Origin of the sequence: Chryseobacterium sp. RU37D, from assembly GCF_900156075.1 — a bacterium.
Classification (GTDB): domain Bacteria; phylum Bacteroidota; class Bacteroidia; order Flavobacteriales; family Weeksellaceae; genus Chryseobacterium.
Genome location: NZ_FTMM01000011.1, coordinates 89,769 through 106,128 on the forward strand (window position 1 = coordinate 89,769; position 16,360 = coordinate 106,128).

Below are 16,360 nucleotides of genomic sequence, written 5' to 3' on the forward strand. Positions count from 1 at the left end.
TCGAGAAAACATAAAACAAAAGAAATTGGGCAAGTAATAAACCCGCCCAAAATCTTTTCTTAGATATTATTTTTGTATTATTAATGACCACCGCCTTTAGTAATTTTATCAAGATCGATCCCTTGAGACTTCAAAATCCCGCTTACTCGGATCGCATAGAATGCAAGATAAGCAAAACAGATTACTCCAACAATATAGCTGAAATGGATATTCGTAAGGTCTGCAATATATCCTTGGATGAAACTTACAATTCCACCTCCCATAATCATCATAATAAGATACCCCGAACCTTGGTTCGTATGTTTTCCAAGACCATTGATTGCCAAGGCAAAAATACAAGGCCAAAGTGTAGAGCAGAATAAACCAACACTTGTGAAGGCATATACAGAAACCATTCCTGTTGTAAACATACCAATCAGCAAAGCTGCAATACCGGCAACAGAGAAAATCAGAAGCATTCTTGCAGGATTTCCCTTACTCATGATATCACAGATAATCATTGCAATGATAATTATACCATACACATAGAAATGTGAAAGTTCATGTTTTGCAATCGCGTTTACCAATAAGAATACTCCAAAAGCTAAATACGGAGCTAAGAATCTCAACACTTTTTTGAATCCCGCGTTCACGTCGAATGCCTCAACAGCACCCGTCCAACGGCCAATCATCAAAGAAGCCCAATATAAAGAGATGTAAGGGGCCACATCTTTAGTTTCAAAACCTAGACTTTTTTCCATGTAGGCAGGAAGATTACTCGCTGTAGAAACTTCTACACCTACATACACGAAAATAGCGATCATTCCTAAAATCAACTGTGGATATTCAAAAGCGGATTTTCTGTGTTCACCCGGAGTAGAATCGTCTGTATCTTCAAGGTTTGTAGGAGTTACGGCCGGAAGCGATGAAAATTTAAGCATGATGGCAACTAAAACGAATGCTACACCCAAAATAAGATAAGGAACTTTTACACTTTCAACACTTACATCATTACTCGCAGCAGCTGCAGATCCGAAAATCGCAAAAGAAACAATTAGCGGTCCGATCGTTGTTCCAAGGTTATTGATTCCTCCTGCCATAGTTAATCTCTGTGAACCTGTTTCAGTAGGTCCCACTTCGATGGCTAATGGATTGGCAACAATCTGTTGTAATGAGAAACCAAGTCCTACGATAAACAAACCGGAAATCATTAACGGGAAAGAGTGCATATTTGCCGCCGGATAAAACAATAAAGTTCCTGCCGCAGAAATAAGAAGCCCTACAATCAATCCGTTTTTGTACCCTATCTTGTTGATCAGGTCCTGTTTTATTCCTTTAGAAATTGCCATATAAATTAGAGAACCTACCGTGTATGCCACATAGAAGCATATCTGTACAAGCATACTCTCGGTTTGAGATAAATTAAAGGCTTTTTTGAAAACCGGGATCAAAATATCGTTACTTGCCGCTACAAATCCCCAGAAAAAAAATACAGTAACTAACGGAATGAATTGTCCCCAATTAGTTTGTTTAGAATAATTTGACATGTTTGTTGAAAATTTCTAAAAACAAATATATTATTATTTCTTTAATTAGAGTGTTTCGCCAATGTTTTTTTTATTTCAATAAACGCCTCAGCTTTGAGGTCTTTTGGAGAATCTGAGGGAGGGAAAATTCCATTGAAGTACACTTTCGCTTTACCTGGATAACCTTTTGAATTGTCAAATGGAAAAATTTCCTTTAATCCTATGAAAGTGAAGATTACAATCGGAGAGTTGTGTTTTGAGGAAAGCGTAAAGGCGCCATCTTTAAATTCATCCAGAATAATGGAAGTATCATCCGGAACACCGCCTTCAGGAAAAATCACAATGCTGTTTCCTTCCTCCATCTTTTCGGCGCATCTTCTGTACACATCGGCACGGCTTCTGGCACTGCTGCGGTCTACCATTACACAAACTCTTTTATAAATCGTCCCGAAAATAGGGATTTTCACCAGCTCTTTTTTTCCCACGAAACAGATAGGATGATCTGAGCACAAAATGCACATCAGCATGATATCCATGATTGATGTATGATTGGAAATAAATACGTATTGTTGGTTTTTATCTAATTTCTGGCTGGAAAGTTTCGTGAGGTCATACCTTAACCCCATTCCGTAAAAAAGACAGTAGCTCCAGCATCTGATAAACTTATAAGCGTACTTATAATGCTTTTTATAGAATGATAAAATATATACGGGGATCCCGAAAAGTATTGTAAAAACAAAAGCCAGCAGCAGCAGCCAGAATCTCCAGAGATAATTTAAAACTTTTGCCACAGCTTATCCGTTAAAAATTACTTTTTTCTTCACAGAATAATTAAGGATCGAAACCAGGACAATGGCAGCTATTTTACTGATCATTTCCGGGCTTAAAGTATAAATTATAAAATCAATATTATCCTTGAATATATAGCTATAAAAAATCTGGAAAAATCCCAGGCTTAATATGGTAGAAATAAAAGAAACCATCATAAAATAAGCAAACTCCTTTCTTTTGGAATGTTTTCCTCTTTCAAAAACAAACCAGATGCTCAGAAAATAATTGCTGACAATCCCGCAGCTGGTAGAAAAAATATTACTCAGGGGATAATGTATTCCATGAAAATTCATCTCGCCGGAGAAAAAGTGTGGCAGATAAGTGCTGAAAAGCTTAAAGCTTCCGATTTCCACGATAGCGCTCAGCCCTCCTGCAATAACGAAGAATAAAACCTGTTTCTGGCGTATTAGTATATCTCTCATCTAATTTATATGATTTGCAAATTTAAAACTATATGTTAAACAGTAAAAAAAGTTGTTAAAAATTTTTTTAAATTCAAAATAATTTATAAATTTAATTTTCTAGAATGATGTAAATTTAACCTGATAATAAATTCATTTTCAACTGTTTGTTGATGGTTTTTTCTATCTTGTAATGCGTGATTGAAGCATACGACCCAAACTTTTTAGCTCCACTTATTTAAAAATATTTGTATGAAACGTCAAAACAAATACAGGAAATTCCAGCTTCAGCAAAAAAATATTGAGGCTTTAGAAAGAGAAAATTCCCGCTTCAAAAGGGTGTATTCAGAATACGAAAACATGTCCGACGAGCTTTGGAACCTTGAAAACTCCAGCGGCGAACCTGTTCCGGATGATTTTATTAATGCAATGATCCTTCAGACTTCATATTTGGAAGATGAAATTGAAGATTGGTTAATACAGTTCAACGAAAAGAAAGCTGAGATAAAACATCAATGATTTTAGACAGCTTCCGGGCTGTTTGTAAAGAAGGTTTAAAGATAAATTCATATTTTAGCATCTTTAAACTAAAATGTAAAATATGGTAGCTATTGTTGATGGTGGCTCTACAAAATGTGATTGGGTAATTCTGGACGACTTTCATAAGGTCTTCCTGAAAACTGAAACCATAGGTTTCAATCCTAATAATACTGCAGCAGAACTTATCGTACCCGAAATTGAAAAAAATATCAGTCTTGGTGCTGTTAAAAATTCTATTATCAAAGTCTTTTACTATGGTTCCGGCTGTGGAGTAGCCGCAAACCGCGACATCATCCACGGAGAGCTCCAGAAATTTTTCAATAAAGCAGAAATTTCTGTTAAAGAAGACCTTACCGCCGCAGCATACGCAGCCTATAACGGGAAACCTGCATTGGTTTGTATTTTGGGGACAGGGTCTAATTGTTGTTATTTTGACGGAACTAACGTCAAAGTGAAGCTTCCTTCACTCGGATTCCTTATGGATGATGGAAACGGAAGCTCTATCGGCAAGCAGCTAGTACGCAGATATTTCATGCAGAAACTTCCGGCAGACCTTCATCAGGAATTTGAGAAAACATACAGTCTTTCTATTGAAGAGGTGCTGAAAAATATGTATCATAACTCAATGCCGAACGCTTATCTTGCAACTTTCAACAGATTCGTTGTGGAAAGAAAAGATCATCCTTATTTCAGGCAAATGATTTTCGACGAAATGACAAGCTTCTTTAATTTTCAGGTGATGCCTTATGAAGAAGTAAAGGATGCCGAGATTAATTTCATTGGCTCTATTGCGTATTATTACGAAGATATATTACGTGCTGCAGCTGAGGAGCTTAACCTTAAAGTGGGGCACATTGTACAGAAACCCATCGAAAGTTTAGTTAACTATCATATTAAATACATACTTTAATTTAATTCTTAATATTAAGAATTTAAAGATTATTTTGAAAATCGGGAATTATTCTTGCTGCTTTTAGCCACCTCACTGATTAATTATCAAGTTTGTCATTTCGCAGGAATCTCAGCTATGTCGATTAAACGTGACAGATTTTTAAAACCTGTTACGTTTGAACAATAAAAAATAAATTAAAACAGGCTTTACTGTTAAAAAACAAAATAAGCCTTATTTAAATAAATAAAAACAAAATTCTATGTCAAGTAAAACTCACCGCGACGAAAAAAACTTTAATCAGGCCGCGTTAGATTATCATAAAGCCGAACCTAAAGGAAAAATAGAAGTGATTCCATCAAAACCGCACTCATCTCAGAGAGATTTGTCATTGGCGTATTCGCCGGGTGTTGCAGTTCCTTGTATGGAGATCCACGACAAGCCGGAGACCGTATACGATTACACCGGAAAAGGGAATCTGGTAGCGGTTATTTCAAACGGTACAGCGGTTCTTGGATTGGGAGATATCGGTGCGGAGGCTTCTAAGCCGGTAATGGAAGGGAAAGGTCTTTTGTTTAAAATTTTTGCTGATATTAACGTTTTTGATATTGAGATTAACGAAAAAGATCCTGATAAATTTATAGATATTGTAAAAGGAATTGCCCCTACTTTCGGAGGAATCAATTTAGAAGATATTAAAGCTCCTGAAGCATTTTATATCGAACAAAGATTAAAGGAAGAATTAGATATTCCTTTGATGCATGATGATCAGCATGGTACAGCAATCATTTCTGCCGCAGCCCTGATCAACTCTTTGAAAATCGCCAATAAAAACATCGAAGAAGTAAAAATGGTTGTCAATGGCGCGGGAGCAGCCGCTATTGCCTGCACGAACCTTTATATCTCTCTCGGTTTAAAGAGAGAAAATGTGCTGATGTGTGACAGCAAAGGGGTGATCAATCATAAAAGAGAAAATCTTACCCCTGAAAAGATAGACTTCATCGCCAATACAGATATTGATGCTTTAGAAGATGCTGTAAAAGGTTCAGACGTTTTTGTGGGATTGTCGAAAGGAAATGTAATGACCCCTGAAATGTTATTAAGCATGAATGAAAACCCTATCGTTTTTGCTTTATCAAATCCGGATCCGGAAATCGCTTATGATCTGGCATTAGAAACACGGAAAGATGTAATCATGGCAACAGGAAGAAGTGATTATCCTAACCAGGTAAACAATGTTCTGGGGTTCCCGTATATTTTCCGTGGAGCATTAGATGTTCAGGCTAAAGGAATTAATGAAGAAATGAAATTGGCTGCTGTACATGCCATTGCAGACCTTGCCAATGAACCTGTCCCTGAAGCGGTAATTTTAGCCTATAATGTTCAGAACCTACAGTTTGGGAGAGAATATTTTATTCCTAAGCCTTTTGATAACAGGTTGATTACCAAAGTTTCAAGCGCTGTTGCGAAAGCAGCTATCGATAGCGGAATTGCCAGAAAAACAATCACTGACTTTGAAGAGTATGAAAACAACCTTCTTGACAGAATGGGAAGGGATGAGAAGCTGGTAAGAATGATGCAGAGTCGTGCAAAAGCCAATCCTAAAAGAATTACTTTAGGAAATGCTGAGGAATATAATGTTTTGAAGGCTGCCCAGATTTTATATGAAGAAGGAATTGCTTATCCAAGCCTTTTAGGAAACAAAAAATACATTAAAGAGCAGATGGAACGTTTCGGAATCAATCTTGATGTTCCGATTATAGATCCAAGTGATGATGATCAGAAGGAAAACAGAAAAAAATACAGGGAAACCCTTTGGAAGCTTCGTCAGAGAAAAGGGATGAACGAATATAAAGCGAAAAGATTCGTTCGCCAGAGAGACTATTTTGGTCCGTTGATGCTGAGACACGGTGATACAGACGGGTTGATCGTTGGTTTTTCTAAAAATTATGTTTCCGTTTTAAGGCCTGTTTTAGAAGTTATCGAAAAGGATAAAGGTGTAGATAAAGTAGCAGCAATGATGATGATTCTGTCTGAAAAGAAACCTATTTTCTTCGCAGATACATCTATTAATCAAAATCCTACGGCCGAAGATCTTGTCAATATTGCTAAAATGGCAGAATTTACCGTAAAATCTTTCGCTATTGAGCCAAGAATTGCCATGCTTGGGTTTGAAAACTTTGCTGCGATTTCCGATACCTCAAAAAAAGTAGCAAAAGCAGTAAGCATCCTTCACGAGAAATATCCGAAAATGGTAGTAGATGGAGAAATTCAGCCGGATTTTGCAATGAATGCAGACCATTTGAGCGACTATCCGTTCTCAAAGCTTGAAACAACCCCGGCCAACACATTCATTTTCCCGAATCTTGAAAGTGCGAACTTATCCTACAAGATCATCAGAGGAATGAAGGTTGCCCAGGTGATCGGACCGATTTTGATGGGACTGAAACAACCGGTTCACGTTTTACAAATGCGCTCAAGCGTTGATGAAATTGTAAATCTTGCCACTATTGCTGTGCTTGATGCTCAAAGAAGAGAAACAAAAAACAAAAAATAAACACAACAACACAAATTTTGGAAAAGATGAGGTTTAATGAAAAAGCAATAATTTTTGATATGGATGGAACTCTGGTAAATAACATCCGTTATCACGAAGAATCCTGGATTTTATTCCTAAACCAGCATGGAATTGATATGGAGCCCGAGAATTTCGCAGCTCAAAATCATGGTACAATGGATGAGATGATTATCCGTTTTTTCGGAAACGATTTACCAGAGAGCAGAGTTAAAGAATTGGGGCTGAAAAAAGAAGAAGCGTATCAAAATCTTTATCGGCCACATATCAGGGAGGTGAATGGCTTAACACTTTTTCTCCAGAAATTAAATCAAGATAAAATAAAGACGGGGCTTGCTACAATGGGAATTCCCACAAGCATTGATTTTATTTTACAAAGTCTGAAAATTAGAGATTATTTCCACGCAATTACCGGAGGAATAGAAGTTGCCAAAGGAAAACCGAATCCTGAAATATTTTTGAAAACTCTTGAAAAACTGAATGTAAATAGTAAGGATACCATTGCTGTGGAAGATTCAGCGGGTGGTATAAAAGCAGCAAAAGATGCCGGAATGAAAGTTGTAGGAATCGCTACAACCCATTCAAAAGAAGAGCTGATGGATTTTGGCTGCTGTCGAGTAATTAATGATTATTCAGAAATCGAAATTATTTGATATTTTTTAATTAAATAATCATAGAAAATAAATAATTTTAATAAAGACTCCATATTTTGGAGTCTTTTATTTTTATCTTGATTCTTTAAAAAGGGGAATAAAAATTAAGTTAAAAATCATAAGTGTGTGAAAGAAAAACATTAATTAGTTTAATTTGCTATATTTGGGAGTTTTTAAAAATTAATAATGATATTTTCACTACAAGGCATTGTTCAGGAACTTACGCCTATCTATGCAGTGATCAACATACAGGGTGTTGGTTACTATGTAGGTATTAGTCTAATGACCTCACAGGCCCTTACGCCTAATAAAGAAACCACTCTTTTTATTCAGCAAATCATCAGAGAAGATGCCCATTTGCTGTTTGGTTTTAACACTCGTTCTGAAAAAGAAATGTTCAACCTGTTAATAAGCGTTAACGGAGTAGGTGCAGTTTCAGCCCTTATTTTACTGTCAACACTAAGTCTCGATGAGATCGCTTCGGCCATTTTGTCAAAAAACAGCGTGCTGATTCAAAAGGCAAAAGGGATCGGTGCAAAAACCGCTGAAAGAATTATTGTAGATCTTAAAGATAAAGTCCAGAAATTCAGTAATCCGGAAGAAAATATTTCTACATTTGCAAATAATAAAATCAAGGAAGAATCGTTATCTGCATTAGAAGTTTTGGGCATCCCGAAACGAATGAGCGAGAAGCTTGCAGACAGAATAATAAAACAAGATCCTAACATTTCAGTAGAAGAGTTGGTAAAGCAAATTTTAAAAAACATTTAACATTTGGTGGCAAATAATAAGTATTTCAATACATTTCTGTTCCTATCGATATTATTTATTTCGGTCAGGTCATTTGCGCAGGTCAGACCTCCTGCAGAACCTCCCATCGTCAAGAAAGATTATCAGCTGGCAGATCCTACCCAATATGAAGCCTATTATGATATAAAAACCGGGATGTATTTCGTATACCCAAAAATCGGGAATACGGTTACGGGGCCTCCTACGGCGATGTCTCCTGAAGAATATAAAGAATTCATGCTGGCGGCGCAGACAAGGGCTTATTATAAAGAAAAATCAGACCGGTACAGCCTGATGTTCCGAAAGGATAAAAGTGATGCGGCAAAAAAAGGTTTAATTCCATCTCTTACAATCAACAACAGGCTTTTTGAAACTATTTTTGGAAGCAATAAAATTGAAATTATCCCTTCCGGATACGCTTCCTTTGATTTTGCAGGATTGTACCAGAAGATTGACAATCCGCTGATTCTGCCTCAAAACAGGACAAGCTTCACTTTTGATATCGACCAAAGAATTCAGCTTGGGTTAATTGGAAAAGTAGGAGAAAACCTTCAATTAAAAGCCAATTACGATACCCAAAGTGGCTTTGCATTTGAAAACAAGATGAACTTAGTCTGGCAGGCAAAAGGCAGCTGGAAAGACCTTAAACAGAAGGGTTTGAATGATGTCGACAAGCCAAGCGCAGGAGGAGAAGATAAAATCATTAAAAGAGTAGAATTTGGTAACGTAAATATGCCGCTGTCAACAAGCTTGATACGCGGTTCTCAATCATTATTCGGGGTAAAGACAGAATTCCAGCTCGGAAAAACATACGGAACAGTCGTGCTTTCTCAACAGCAGGGCGAGGCCAGAAATATTACTGTTCAGGGTGGTGGTGTTGTGAACACATTTAAATTAAATGCTATTGATTATGAAGACAATCAGCACTACTTTTTAGGGCATTATTTCTTAAATAATTATGATAATTCATTGTTAAATTATCCTCAGATTAACTCAAAAATCAGCATTACAAGATTAGAAGTCTGGGTATTGGACCAGGGAAATACTAATCTTCAATATCAGAAAAGTATCGTTGGGATCAGGGATTTAGGTGACGGAGGAGGTCTTCCGAATAATGACCAGGCCGGATTCAACTTATATTCAACAATAAACGGTTTGCCGGGAATCAGGGATGCAAGTACAGCTTATAATGCTATTAAAGGTAATAACCTTCCAGTGGCTTCCGGCGGTGCGCAGCCTTATGTAGACGGGGAGCATTTCATTTTTAACAAAAAAGCAAGAAGATTAAATCAAAACGAGTATACATTACAACCACAGTTAGGTTACATCTCATTAAATCAAAAATTGAATGATAATCAGCTTCTTGCGGTTTCCTTTTCATATACAATGAATGGGAGCAATCAGGTGTATAAGGTCGGGGAATTCTCCGAAGAAAGCCAGGTGCTGGTAACGAAAGTTTTGAAGCCTAATACTACTGTAAAAACTTCCTCGCCAATGTGGGATCTGATGATGAAAAATATCTACTCTCTGGATGCAGGACAAGTGAATCAGGACGGATTTATTCTAAACGTATTGTACAGAGACCCACAATCAGGAGGTAAGGTAAATTATCTTCCGGTAAACAATAATGATCAGATCAGAAGCCAGCCTTTGATCAAATTATTAAACTGGGACAGATTAAATGTGAACGGTGACTTACAAAGCAATGGAAATTCCACAGGTGACGGTATTTTCGACTTTGTAAATGGGATCACCATCAGGCCGGAAACAGGAAGGGTGATTTTTACAAAAGTTCAGCCTTTTGGTAGCTTTATTCAAAATGTAATAGGAAGTAATGATCCGCAGTTTGTTTTCTCGGATCTTTATACGCAGCAGAAACAGGTGGCTACATCCAGCAATCTTGCACAACGATATACCATTGAAGGCCGTTACAAAGGAACCCAAGGACAAGGTATATCCTTAGGGGCTGTAAACGTTCCGCAGGGTTCTGTGAAAGTTTCGGCGAATGGAGTGCAGCTTACAGAAGGTATCGACTATACCGTTGACTATATGTTGGGAACGGTAACTATTATTAACGAACAGGTAAAACAATCTGGACAGGCCATCAATATTTCATTAGAAAACCAACTGACATTTAATACCCAAAGAAAAAGATTCTTAGGATTAAACCTGGAAAGAAGATTTAATGAAAACTTTATTTTAGGAGGAACCATTGTTAATTATTCAGAATCACCGCTTACCCAAAAGGTAAATTATGGTCAGGAAGCCGTAAACAATACAATGGCGGGGATTAATTTAATGTATAACAATCAACTTCCTTTCCTAACGAGATTAACAGACAAAATCCCTTTAGTCAATACAGAAGCGCCTTCTAATTTGAACTTCAAAATGGAAGCGGCGTATTTACTTCCGGGATTAAATAAAGGAATTAATGACCAGTCCTACATCGATGATTTTGAACAGACCACTTCAAAAATTTCTTTAAAAGAACCAACCGCATGGAGTCTGGCTTCCAAGCCAGAAAAGAATCAGGCTGATCCTATTTTCCAGGGTGCCGGGAAAAATAATGATATTACGGAAGGATATGGAAGAGGTCTATTATCATGGTATAATATTGACCCAAGATTCTGGGGTATTGGAGGTAAAGCGCCAAACGGCATCACACCACAGTCGGTTTCAAACCACGCTTCAAGAAGAGTACAGTTTTCTGAGATCTTTAACAACAGAGATTTCGTAGCGGGTGAGCAAACCTATACCAATACTTTCGATATTTCATATTATCCGACAGAAAAGGGTCCATATAACGTAAATCCTACTCCGGAAAGCACTTCTGCAAGATGGGCAGGGATCATGAGACCAATTACGGTTTCCAACTTTGTAAATTCAAATATCGAGTATGTAGAATTCTGGATGATGGATCCGTATGCTGACGGAAATACACTGGGAACGGCTCCGAAACTTTTACTACAATTAGGTAACGTATCCGAAGATATTTTGAAAGATGGGCAGATGCAGTACGAAAATGGTTTACCAACTCCTTCAGCACCATCTACGACCACCAATTCAAATTGGGGAACTCAGCCGAAGCAGCCGCCTATTCTTTATGCATTCTCAAGCGAAGGAGCAGATAGAGTAGCGCAGGATGCCGGATACGATGGTTTAAGCTCAGATCAGGAGGCCGCATTATTTGGAAATACTTTTGTAAATCCGGTAACAGGAGTAAATGACCCTGCAATAGACGATTTCGTATTCTATATGTCTGATAAATTTACAGGAAACCAGGCTTCATCAGTGATTCAGAGATATAAATATTTCAGAAATCCTGAAGGAAACTCTCAGAGCAATTCCCTGGAAGTAGCTTCACAGACTCCGGACGCAGAAGATATTAATAAAGATTATAACTTAGATCAAAGTGAAAGCTATAACCAGTATGAGGTTAATCTAGACCAAGGAAGCTTAGCTTTAGGACAAAACAATATCGTTGATGTTAAGACTGTTCAGGCACAATTCCAGAACGGAAGCTCTGCACAGGTAAAATGGTATTTATTCAGGATTCCTGTTTCACAATATGTGAATACTGCTGGAGACCATGATCTTTCAATTTTGAACAATGTAAGATTCGTGAGATTATTATTAAAAGGTTTCGATCAGACATCAACATTGAGATTCGGTACAATGGATTTGGTAAGATCAGACTGGAGAAAGTATCCTAAAAATATCGCGAAAACCAATGATCCGGCTACAGATGAAGGATCTGTTGTAGATGTAACTCCTCAAAATCTTGAAGTAGGAAGCGTAAATATTGAAGAAAATGCTCTGAATCAGCCACCATACGTACTACCTCCGGGAATCGATAGACAGATTTTGAGTGGAAATGCGGGTGCCCAAAGGCAGAACGAGGCTTCTTTGTATTTGAAAGCTAATGGCTTATTAGCTACGGAAGCGAAAGGGGTATTTAAAAATACAACCCTTGATATGAGAAGATATAAAAAGCTTAAACTTTTTGTACATGCTCACGATCCTGTAAATAGAGATCCAAATGTGGGGCAAATGGATGAGAAAACTAAGTTTTTTATCCGTATAGGTAGCGATGCTACAGACAACTATTATGAATATGAAGCTTCTTTAAAATTAACTTCTACCAATGCAACAGCACCAATGGACATCTGGCCGACGGAAAATGAGGTTGATCTTGATATCCAAAGTTTCGTGGATGCTAAAATAAGAAGAGATAAAAACTTCCCTAACGATATTACAAAAAGAATTCAGGATAGTGATTTTGGAGGTGATGTAAACTTGAAAAAGATTTATATTAAAGGACGTCCAAGTTTAGGTAATATTACTACCATTATGTTGGGTATTAGAAATGCTGGTAACAGAGGAGGTGTTTCTATCAACAGAATTCTTTGGGTAAACGAAATCCGTCTTTCAGAAATCGAAAATGACGGAGGGTATGCAGGAAACGCAAGCTTAAACTTCAATCTCGGAGATTTTGCTACGGTTAATACAAGTGCTTCATATACTTCAGTAGGCTTCGGGAATATTGATTCTAAGCCGGCGGAAAGAAACCAGTCGACACAATCTGCTTTTAGTATTAATACTGCCATTAACGTAGATAAATTATTACCGGAAAAAAGTGGAGTTAAAATTCCATTAAACTACTCTTATTCCCAAACCATCGAAGATCCAAAATACAATCCTTTGGATACCGATGTTGAGTTTAATAAAGCAGCCAATAAAGAACAGCTGAAAAAAGTAGCAAGAACGTATACTCAGCAAAGAAGTATCGGAGTAGTAAATATGCATAAGGAAAGAATGAACCAGAATAAAAAACCGAAATTCTATGATGTGGAAAATATTTCCGTAACTGCTGTTTATAATGACGATTTCTACAGAGATATTTATACGAAGAGAAATTACAGACAGTATTTGAGAGGATACATTGATTACAATTATAGTTTTAAGCCGTGGGTGATCAAGCCGTTCAATAAAATGATAAGCGATACCGCGAAGTCTGCAAAATACCTGAAATGGGTAAAAGAATTCAACTTTAATCCGATTCCGACAAGATTATCCTTCAGAACAGAGATTGATAGAAATTACAATGAATTAGAATTCAGGAATATTGATGCAATCTTAAGCGGAAACTATAATGATGATTTTGCAGCAATTAAAAACAGAAACTTCTATTTCGGATGGCAGTATGGGTTAGGATTTAATTTTACAAAATCTTTAAAGCTCGAGATCAACTCTGCAACCAGAACTTTGAATGACAATGTGGATGTTAATACGATGGATAACAATTCCATCTTCGGAAATGTATTCAGAGCCGGAAGACCGGTATTGTACAACCACAGGGTTCAGTTGAATTACAAGCTGCCGTTCCAGTATCTTCCGTATTTGGATTTCATCGATGCAGAATTAGGTTATGGATTTACCTATAACTGGAATGCTAGATCTACGGTGTTGCTAAACAGCCCGGACGGAAGCTTAGGATCAATAGGTCAGAACACAAACATCATTCAGGCTACGGCTACAGCAGACTTTACTAAGTTCTTTGGCCAGTTTAAATATTTTAAAAATATTTCTGCGAAGCTTCAGAAACGCAAGCAGGAGATTGATTCATTAAACAACATATACACTCAGGCCTGGGAGAAAAATAGATATGCTTATAAAAAATATAAGTTTAAAAACAGGCTGACTCCGCTGCAGAGCATGGCCTACTTCCTGACTTCATTCAAGCATTTGGATGTTAATTATTCTGAAAACAACGGTACCGTATTACCTGGCTTATTATCTGCACCGAACTGGTACGGATACGGACAGACATTAGGAGGCCCTACCATAGGATTCTTATTAGGATCTCAGGCAGATATCAGAAGAACGGTAATGGAAAATGGATGGGTAAGCGGTTCAGAATTCATGACAGACCCTTATGTAAGAATGTCAACCAGGGAATTGCGGGCTAATTTGCAGGTGATGCCGATGAACGATCTTAGAATTGATATCAGTGCGTTGCATAATTATAACAGAAACTTCTCCCATACCGGATTTAATTATCGGGATCCAGTCACAGGAGCTCCAAACCCTGATTATACTTTTGCAAATGATATGGTGACCTATTCAAATTCTGTAGTGCTTCTGAAAACAGCATTCAAAGACGGGGCAGCAATCTATCAGGCTATTCGAGAAAATGCAAGAGCCTTATCGCTGCAGATGCCTGGGCAGGTTGAATCAAACGGTTTCAAAGATGGTTACGGAATCTCCAATGCTTATATCTTGATTCCGGCATTCAGGGCAGCCGTTGAAGGGAAATCTCCTAAGTTAATGGGCAATCCTAAAAAAGCAGGGCTTCCAATTCCAAACTGGAAGATTACTTATTCAGGATTAAAAAATATCCCGATTATTAACGGCCAGTTCTCGAAGTTTGATATTCTTCATGCTTATCAGGCAACGTATACAGCAACGGGTATCCAGTCAAGTATTGATTACTTTAACAGCCTTCATTCTTATGACGCTACCCAAAGGGATATTAATGATGATTATATCAATCCGTTTACATTTGCTCAGGTGGGTTATGTAGAAAACTTCTCGCCGCTTATAGGGGTAGATGTTACAATGAGAAATAATATGCAGTTTGGTATTCAGTACAATAGATTAAGAACCTTGTTATTAGGATTGGTAAACCATACCTTGACGGAAGACTCAAACAGCGAGTATGTAGTAAGGGTAGGCTATATCATTAGGAACTTCAGATTAGGAATGACCAACGTAAGAGGCCGTGGAAAAGGAAAGGGAAGTGACCTGAACATCAGAGGAGATTTCTCTTTAAGAGATAGCAAAACAAGCATTACTAATATATTGTTAGATGACTCGCAGGTGACAGGAGGTCAGAAGCTGATGAATATTAAAATTTCTGCGGACTACAATGTTTCTGAAAACCTGAACTTAAGAGTATTCTACGAGCAGATGACCTCTAAATACAAAATCTCAACAGCATTCCCACTGTCAACGATCAGAGCAGGTATTTCTGCGACGTTTACATTCGGAGACTCAAGAGGTTTCTAATTAGAACAAAAATAAATTTTAATGTCCTTCAAATTTGGAGGACATTTTTTATATCCGATATTTGAACCTTCTGGAATTTTGAATACATTTGTACAAAATAAAAATTAAAAAATGAACACACCATCAGAATTAAAGTACACTAAAGATCACGAATGGATTAAGATCGAAGGTAATGTAGCTACAATCGGTATTACAGACTTCGCGCAAGGCGAGCTTGGAGATATCGTTTACGTGGATGTAGATACTGTAGATGACGATCTTGAAGGGGGTGCAGTTTTCGGAAGTGTAGAAGCTGTAAAAACAGTTTCAGATCTATTCCTGCCGATTTCAGGGAAAGTGATTGAATTCAATTCAGGATTGGAAGACCAGCCAGAATTATTGAATGCAGATCCTTATGGAAGCGGATGGATCATCAAATTAGAAGTTGCTAAGGGTGCTGATCATTCAGATTTGCTTTCTGCTGAAGAATATCAGGCAATCATTGGATAAGATTTTAAAAATATTTAGTAAGATACTGCCCATCTATTGGGCATTTCTTACTTATATGCTCCTCAAGCCGGGCGAGGAAAATCATGAATATTGGTTTATGTTCAATGGTATCGATAAAGTTTTGCATCTAAGCATCTTTGCGGCACTTGGATTCTTCTTCATGGCTGCATTTCCAAAAATTAGATTTTACTACTTCATTCAGATCATTCTTATATACGCCTTCCTTACCGAAATCCTTCAGGAAGAAATGGGGCTTGGCAGATCTATGGAAAATTTGGATATTGTTGCTGATACCATCGGTTGCCTCATCGGTTATTATATTTATAAGTTTCTTGTCAAAAGATTTTTCTAATACAATATTGACATTCAATTTTAATTCATTGCGAAGAGCACATTGATTCTGTGCTGATTTTGTTGAATTAAAGCAATCTGAAAGCCTTTCTCAGCCTGCATTTAGAAGCGATCCTCGTTCAAACGTTGAAGATTTAGAAATTTGCCACCCTCCAGTCGCAGACTCGCCAACGCTCAATCGCCCAACTCACTCACCAGTTCACTAACAAATCCTTCATCTATCAAACATGAGTTTAAAAAGTGTTAAATTATTCTCTCTAGTTTCCAGC

At 37.4% G+C, this 16,360-nt stretch carries 11 protein-coding genes; 8 read left to right on the top strand and 3 right to left on the bottom strand.

The annotated features are described in order from the left end of the window. Positions 1–80: 80 nt before the first annotated feature. The 3 genes from BW926_RS07475 to BW926_RS07485 are packed head-to-tail and all read right to left on the bottom strand — an operon-like array spanning position 81 to position 2,758. Entirely contained in the window at positions 81–1,526 is a 1,446-nt protein-coding gene (locus tag BW926_RS07475; protein WP_076445760.1) for a sugar MFS transporter, read from the bottom strand. 41 nt (positions 1,527–1,567) lie between these two features. Continuing rightward, positions 1,568–2,296, bottom strand: a complete 729-nt coding sequence (locus BW926_RS07480; protein WP_083672282.1) for a lysophospholipid acyltransferase family protein — start codon at positions 2,294–2,296, stop codon at positions 1,568–1,570. A gap of 3 nt (positions 2,297–2,299) precedes the next feature. Next, positions 2,300–2,758 carry a GtrA family protein gene (locus BW926_RS07485; protein WP_076445762.1) on the bottom strand — a complete coding sequence of 153 codons (459 nt, stop codon included), beginning with the start codon at positions 2,756–2,758 and terminating at the stop codon, positions 2,300–2,302. 231 nt (positions 2,759–2,989) lie between these two features. Between BW926_RS07485 and BW926_RS07490 the strand changes: the two genes are divergently transcribed. The 8 genes from BW926_RS07490 (at position 2,990) to BW926_RS07525 (ending at position 16,092) form a co-directional block, all read left to right on the top strand. Continuing rightward, a complete protein-coding gene (locus BW926_RS07490; protein ID WP_076445764.1) occupies positions 2,990–3,256 on the top strand; it encodes a hypothetical protein in 267 nt (88 codons plus the stop codon). A gap of 82 nt (positions 3,257–3,338) precedes the next feature. After that, the gene (locus tag BW926_RS07495) at positions 3,339–4,187 is read left to right on the top strand and encodes an ATPase (RefSeq protein WP_076445766.1); all 849 of its coding nucleotides are present in this window, start codon (positions 3,339–3,341) and stop codon (positions 4,185–4,187) included. Between the two features lie 241 nt (positions 4,188–4,428). Next, on the top strand, positions 4,429–6,723 hold the full coding sequence (locus BW926_RS07500; RefSeq protein WP_076445768.1) for an NADP-dependent malic enzyme: 2,295 nt from the start codon (positions 4,429–4,431) through the stop codon (positions 6,721–6,723). A gap of 26 nt (positions 6,724–6,749) precedes the next feature. Continuing rightward, complete coding sequence (locus tag BW926_RS07505; protein WP_076445770.1) at positions 6,750–7,394, top strand: HAD family hydrolase; 645 nt, start codon at positions 6,750–6,752, stop codon at positions 7,392–7,394. Positions 7,395–7,580: 186 nt separating this feature from the next. Continuing rightward, on the top strand, positions 7,581–8,165 hold the full coding sequence (ruvA, locus tag BW926_RS07510; RefSeq protein ID WP_076445772.1) for a Holliday junction branch migration protein RuvA: 585 nt from the start codon (positions 7,581–7,583) through the stop codon (positions 8,163–8,165). A gap of 3 nt (positions 8,166–8,168) precedes the next feature. Beyond that, entirely contained in the window at positions 8,169–15,251 is a 7,083-nt protein-coding gene (gene sprA, locus BW926_RS07515; protein WP_076445774.1) for a T9SS outer membrane translocon Sov/SprA, read from the top strand. Positions 15,252–15,362: 111 nt separating this feature from the next. Continuing rightward, positions 15,363–15,740: a glycine cleavage system protein GcvH gene (gcvH, locus tag BW926_RS07520; protein ID WP_076445776.1), complete on the top strand. Its 378-nt coding sequence runs from the start codon at positions 15,363–15,365 to the stop codon at positions 15,738–15,740. Beyond that, the gene (locus BW926_RS07525; RefSeq protein WP_262484491.1) at positions 15,733–16,092 is read left to right on the top strand and encodes a VanZ family protein; all 360 of its coding nucleotides are present in this window, start codon (positions 15,733–15,735) and stop codon (positions 16,090–16,092) included. The genes gcvH and BW926_RS07525 overlap by 8 nt, the downstream gene beginning before the upstream one ends. The last annotated feature ends 268 nt before the right edge of the window (positions 16,093–16,360 follow it).

Coding starts and splice junctions, on each gene's coding strand:
- BW926_RS07475 (WP_076445760.1), bottom strand. CDS start 1,526: ATGTCAAATTATTCTAAACAAACTAATTGGGGACAATTCATTCCGTTA.
- BW926_RS07485 (WP_076445762.1), bottom strand. CDS start 2,758: ATGAGAGATATACTAATACGCCAGAAACAGGTTTTATTCTTCGTTATT.
- BW926_RS07490 (WP_076445764.1), top strand. CDS start 2,990: ATGAAACGTCAAAACAAATACAGGAAATTCCAGCTTCAGCAAAAAAAT.
- BW926_RS07495 (WP_076445766.1), top strand. CDS start 3,339: ATGGTAGCTATTGTTGATGGTGGCTCTACAAAATGTGATTGGGTAATT.
- BW926_RS07500 (WP_076445768.1), top strand. CDS start 4,429: ATGTCAAGTAAAACTCACCGCGACGAAAAAAACTTTAATCAGGCCGCG.
- BW926_RS07505 (WP_076445770.1), top strand. CDS start 6,750: ATGAGGTTTAATGAAAAAGCAATAATTTTTGATATGGATGGAACTCTG.
- ruvA (WP_076445772.1), top strand. CDS start 7,581: ATGATATTTTCACTACAAGGCATTGTTCAGGAACTTACGCCTATCTAT.
- gcvH (WP_076445776.1), top strand. CDS start 15,363: ATGAACACACCATCAGAATTAAAGTACACTAAAGATCACGAATGGATT.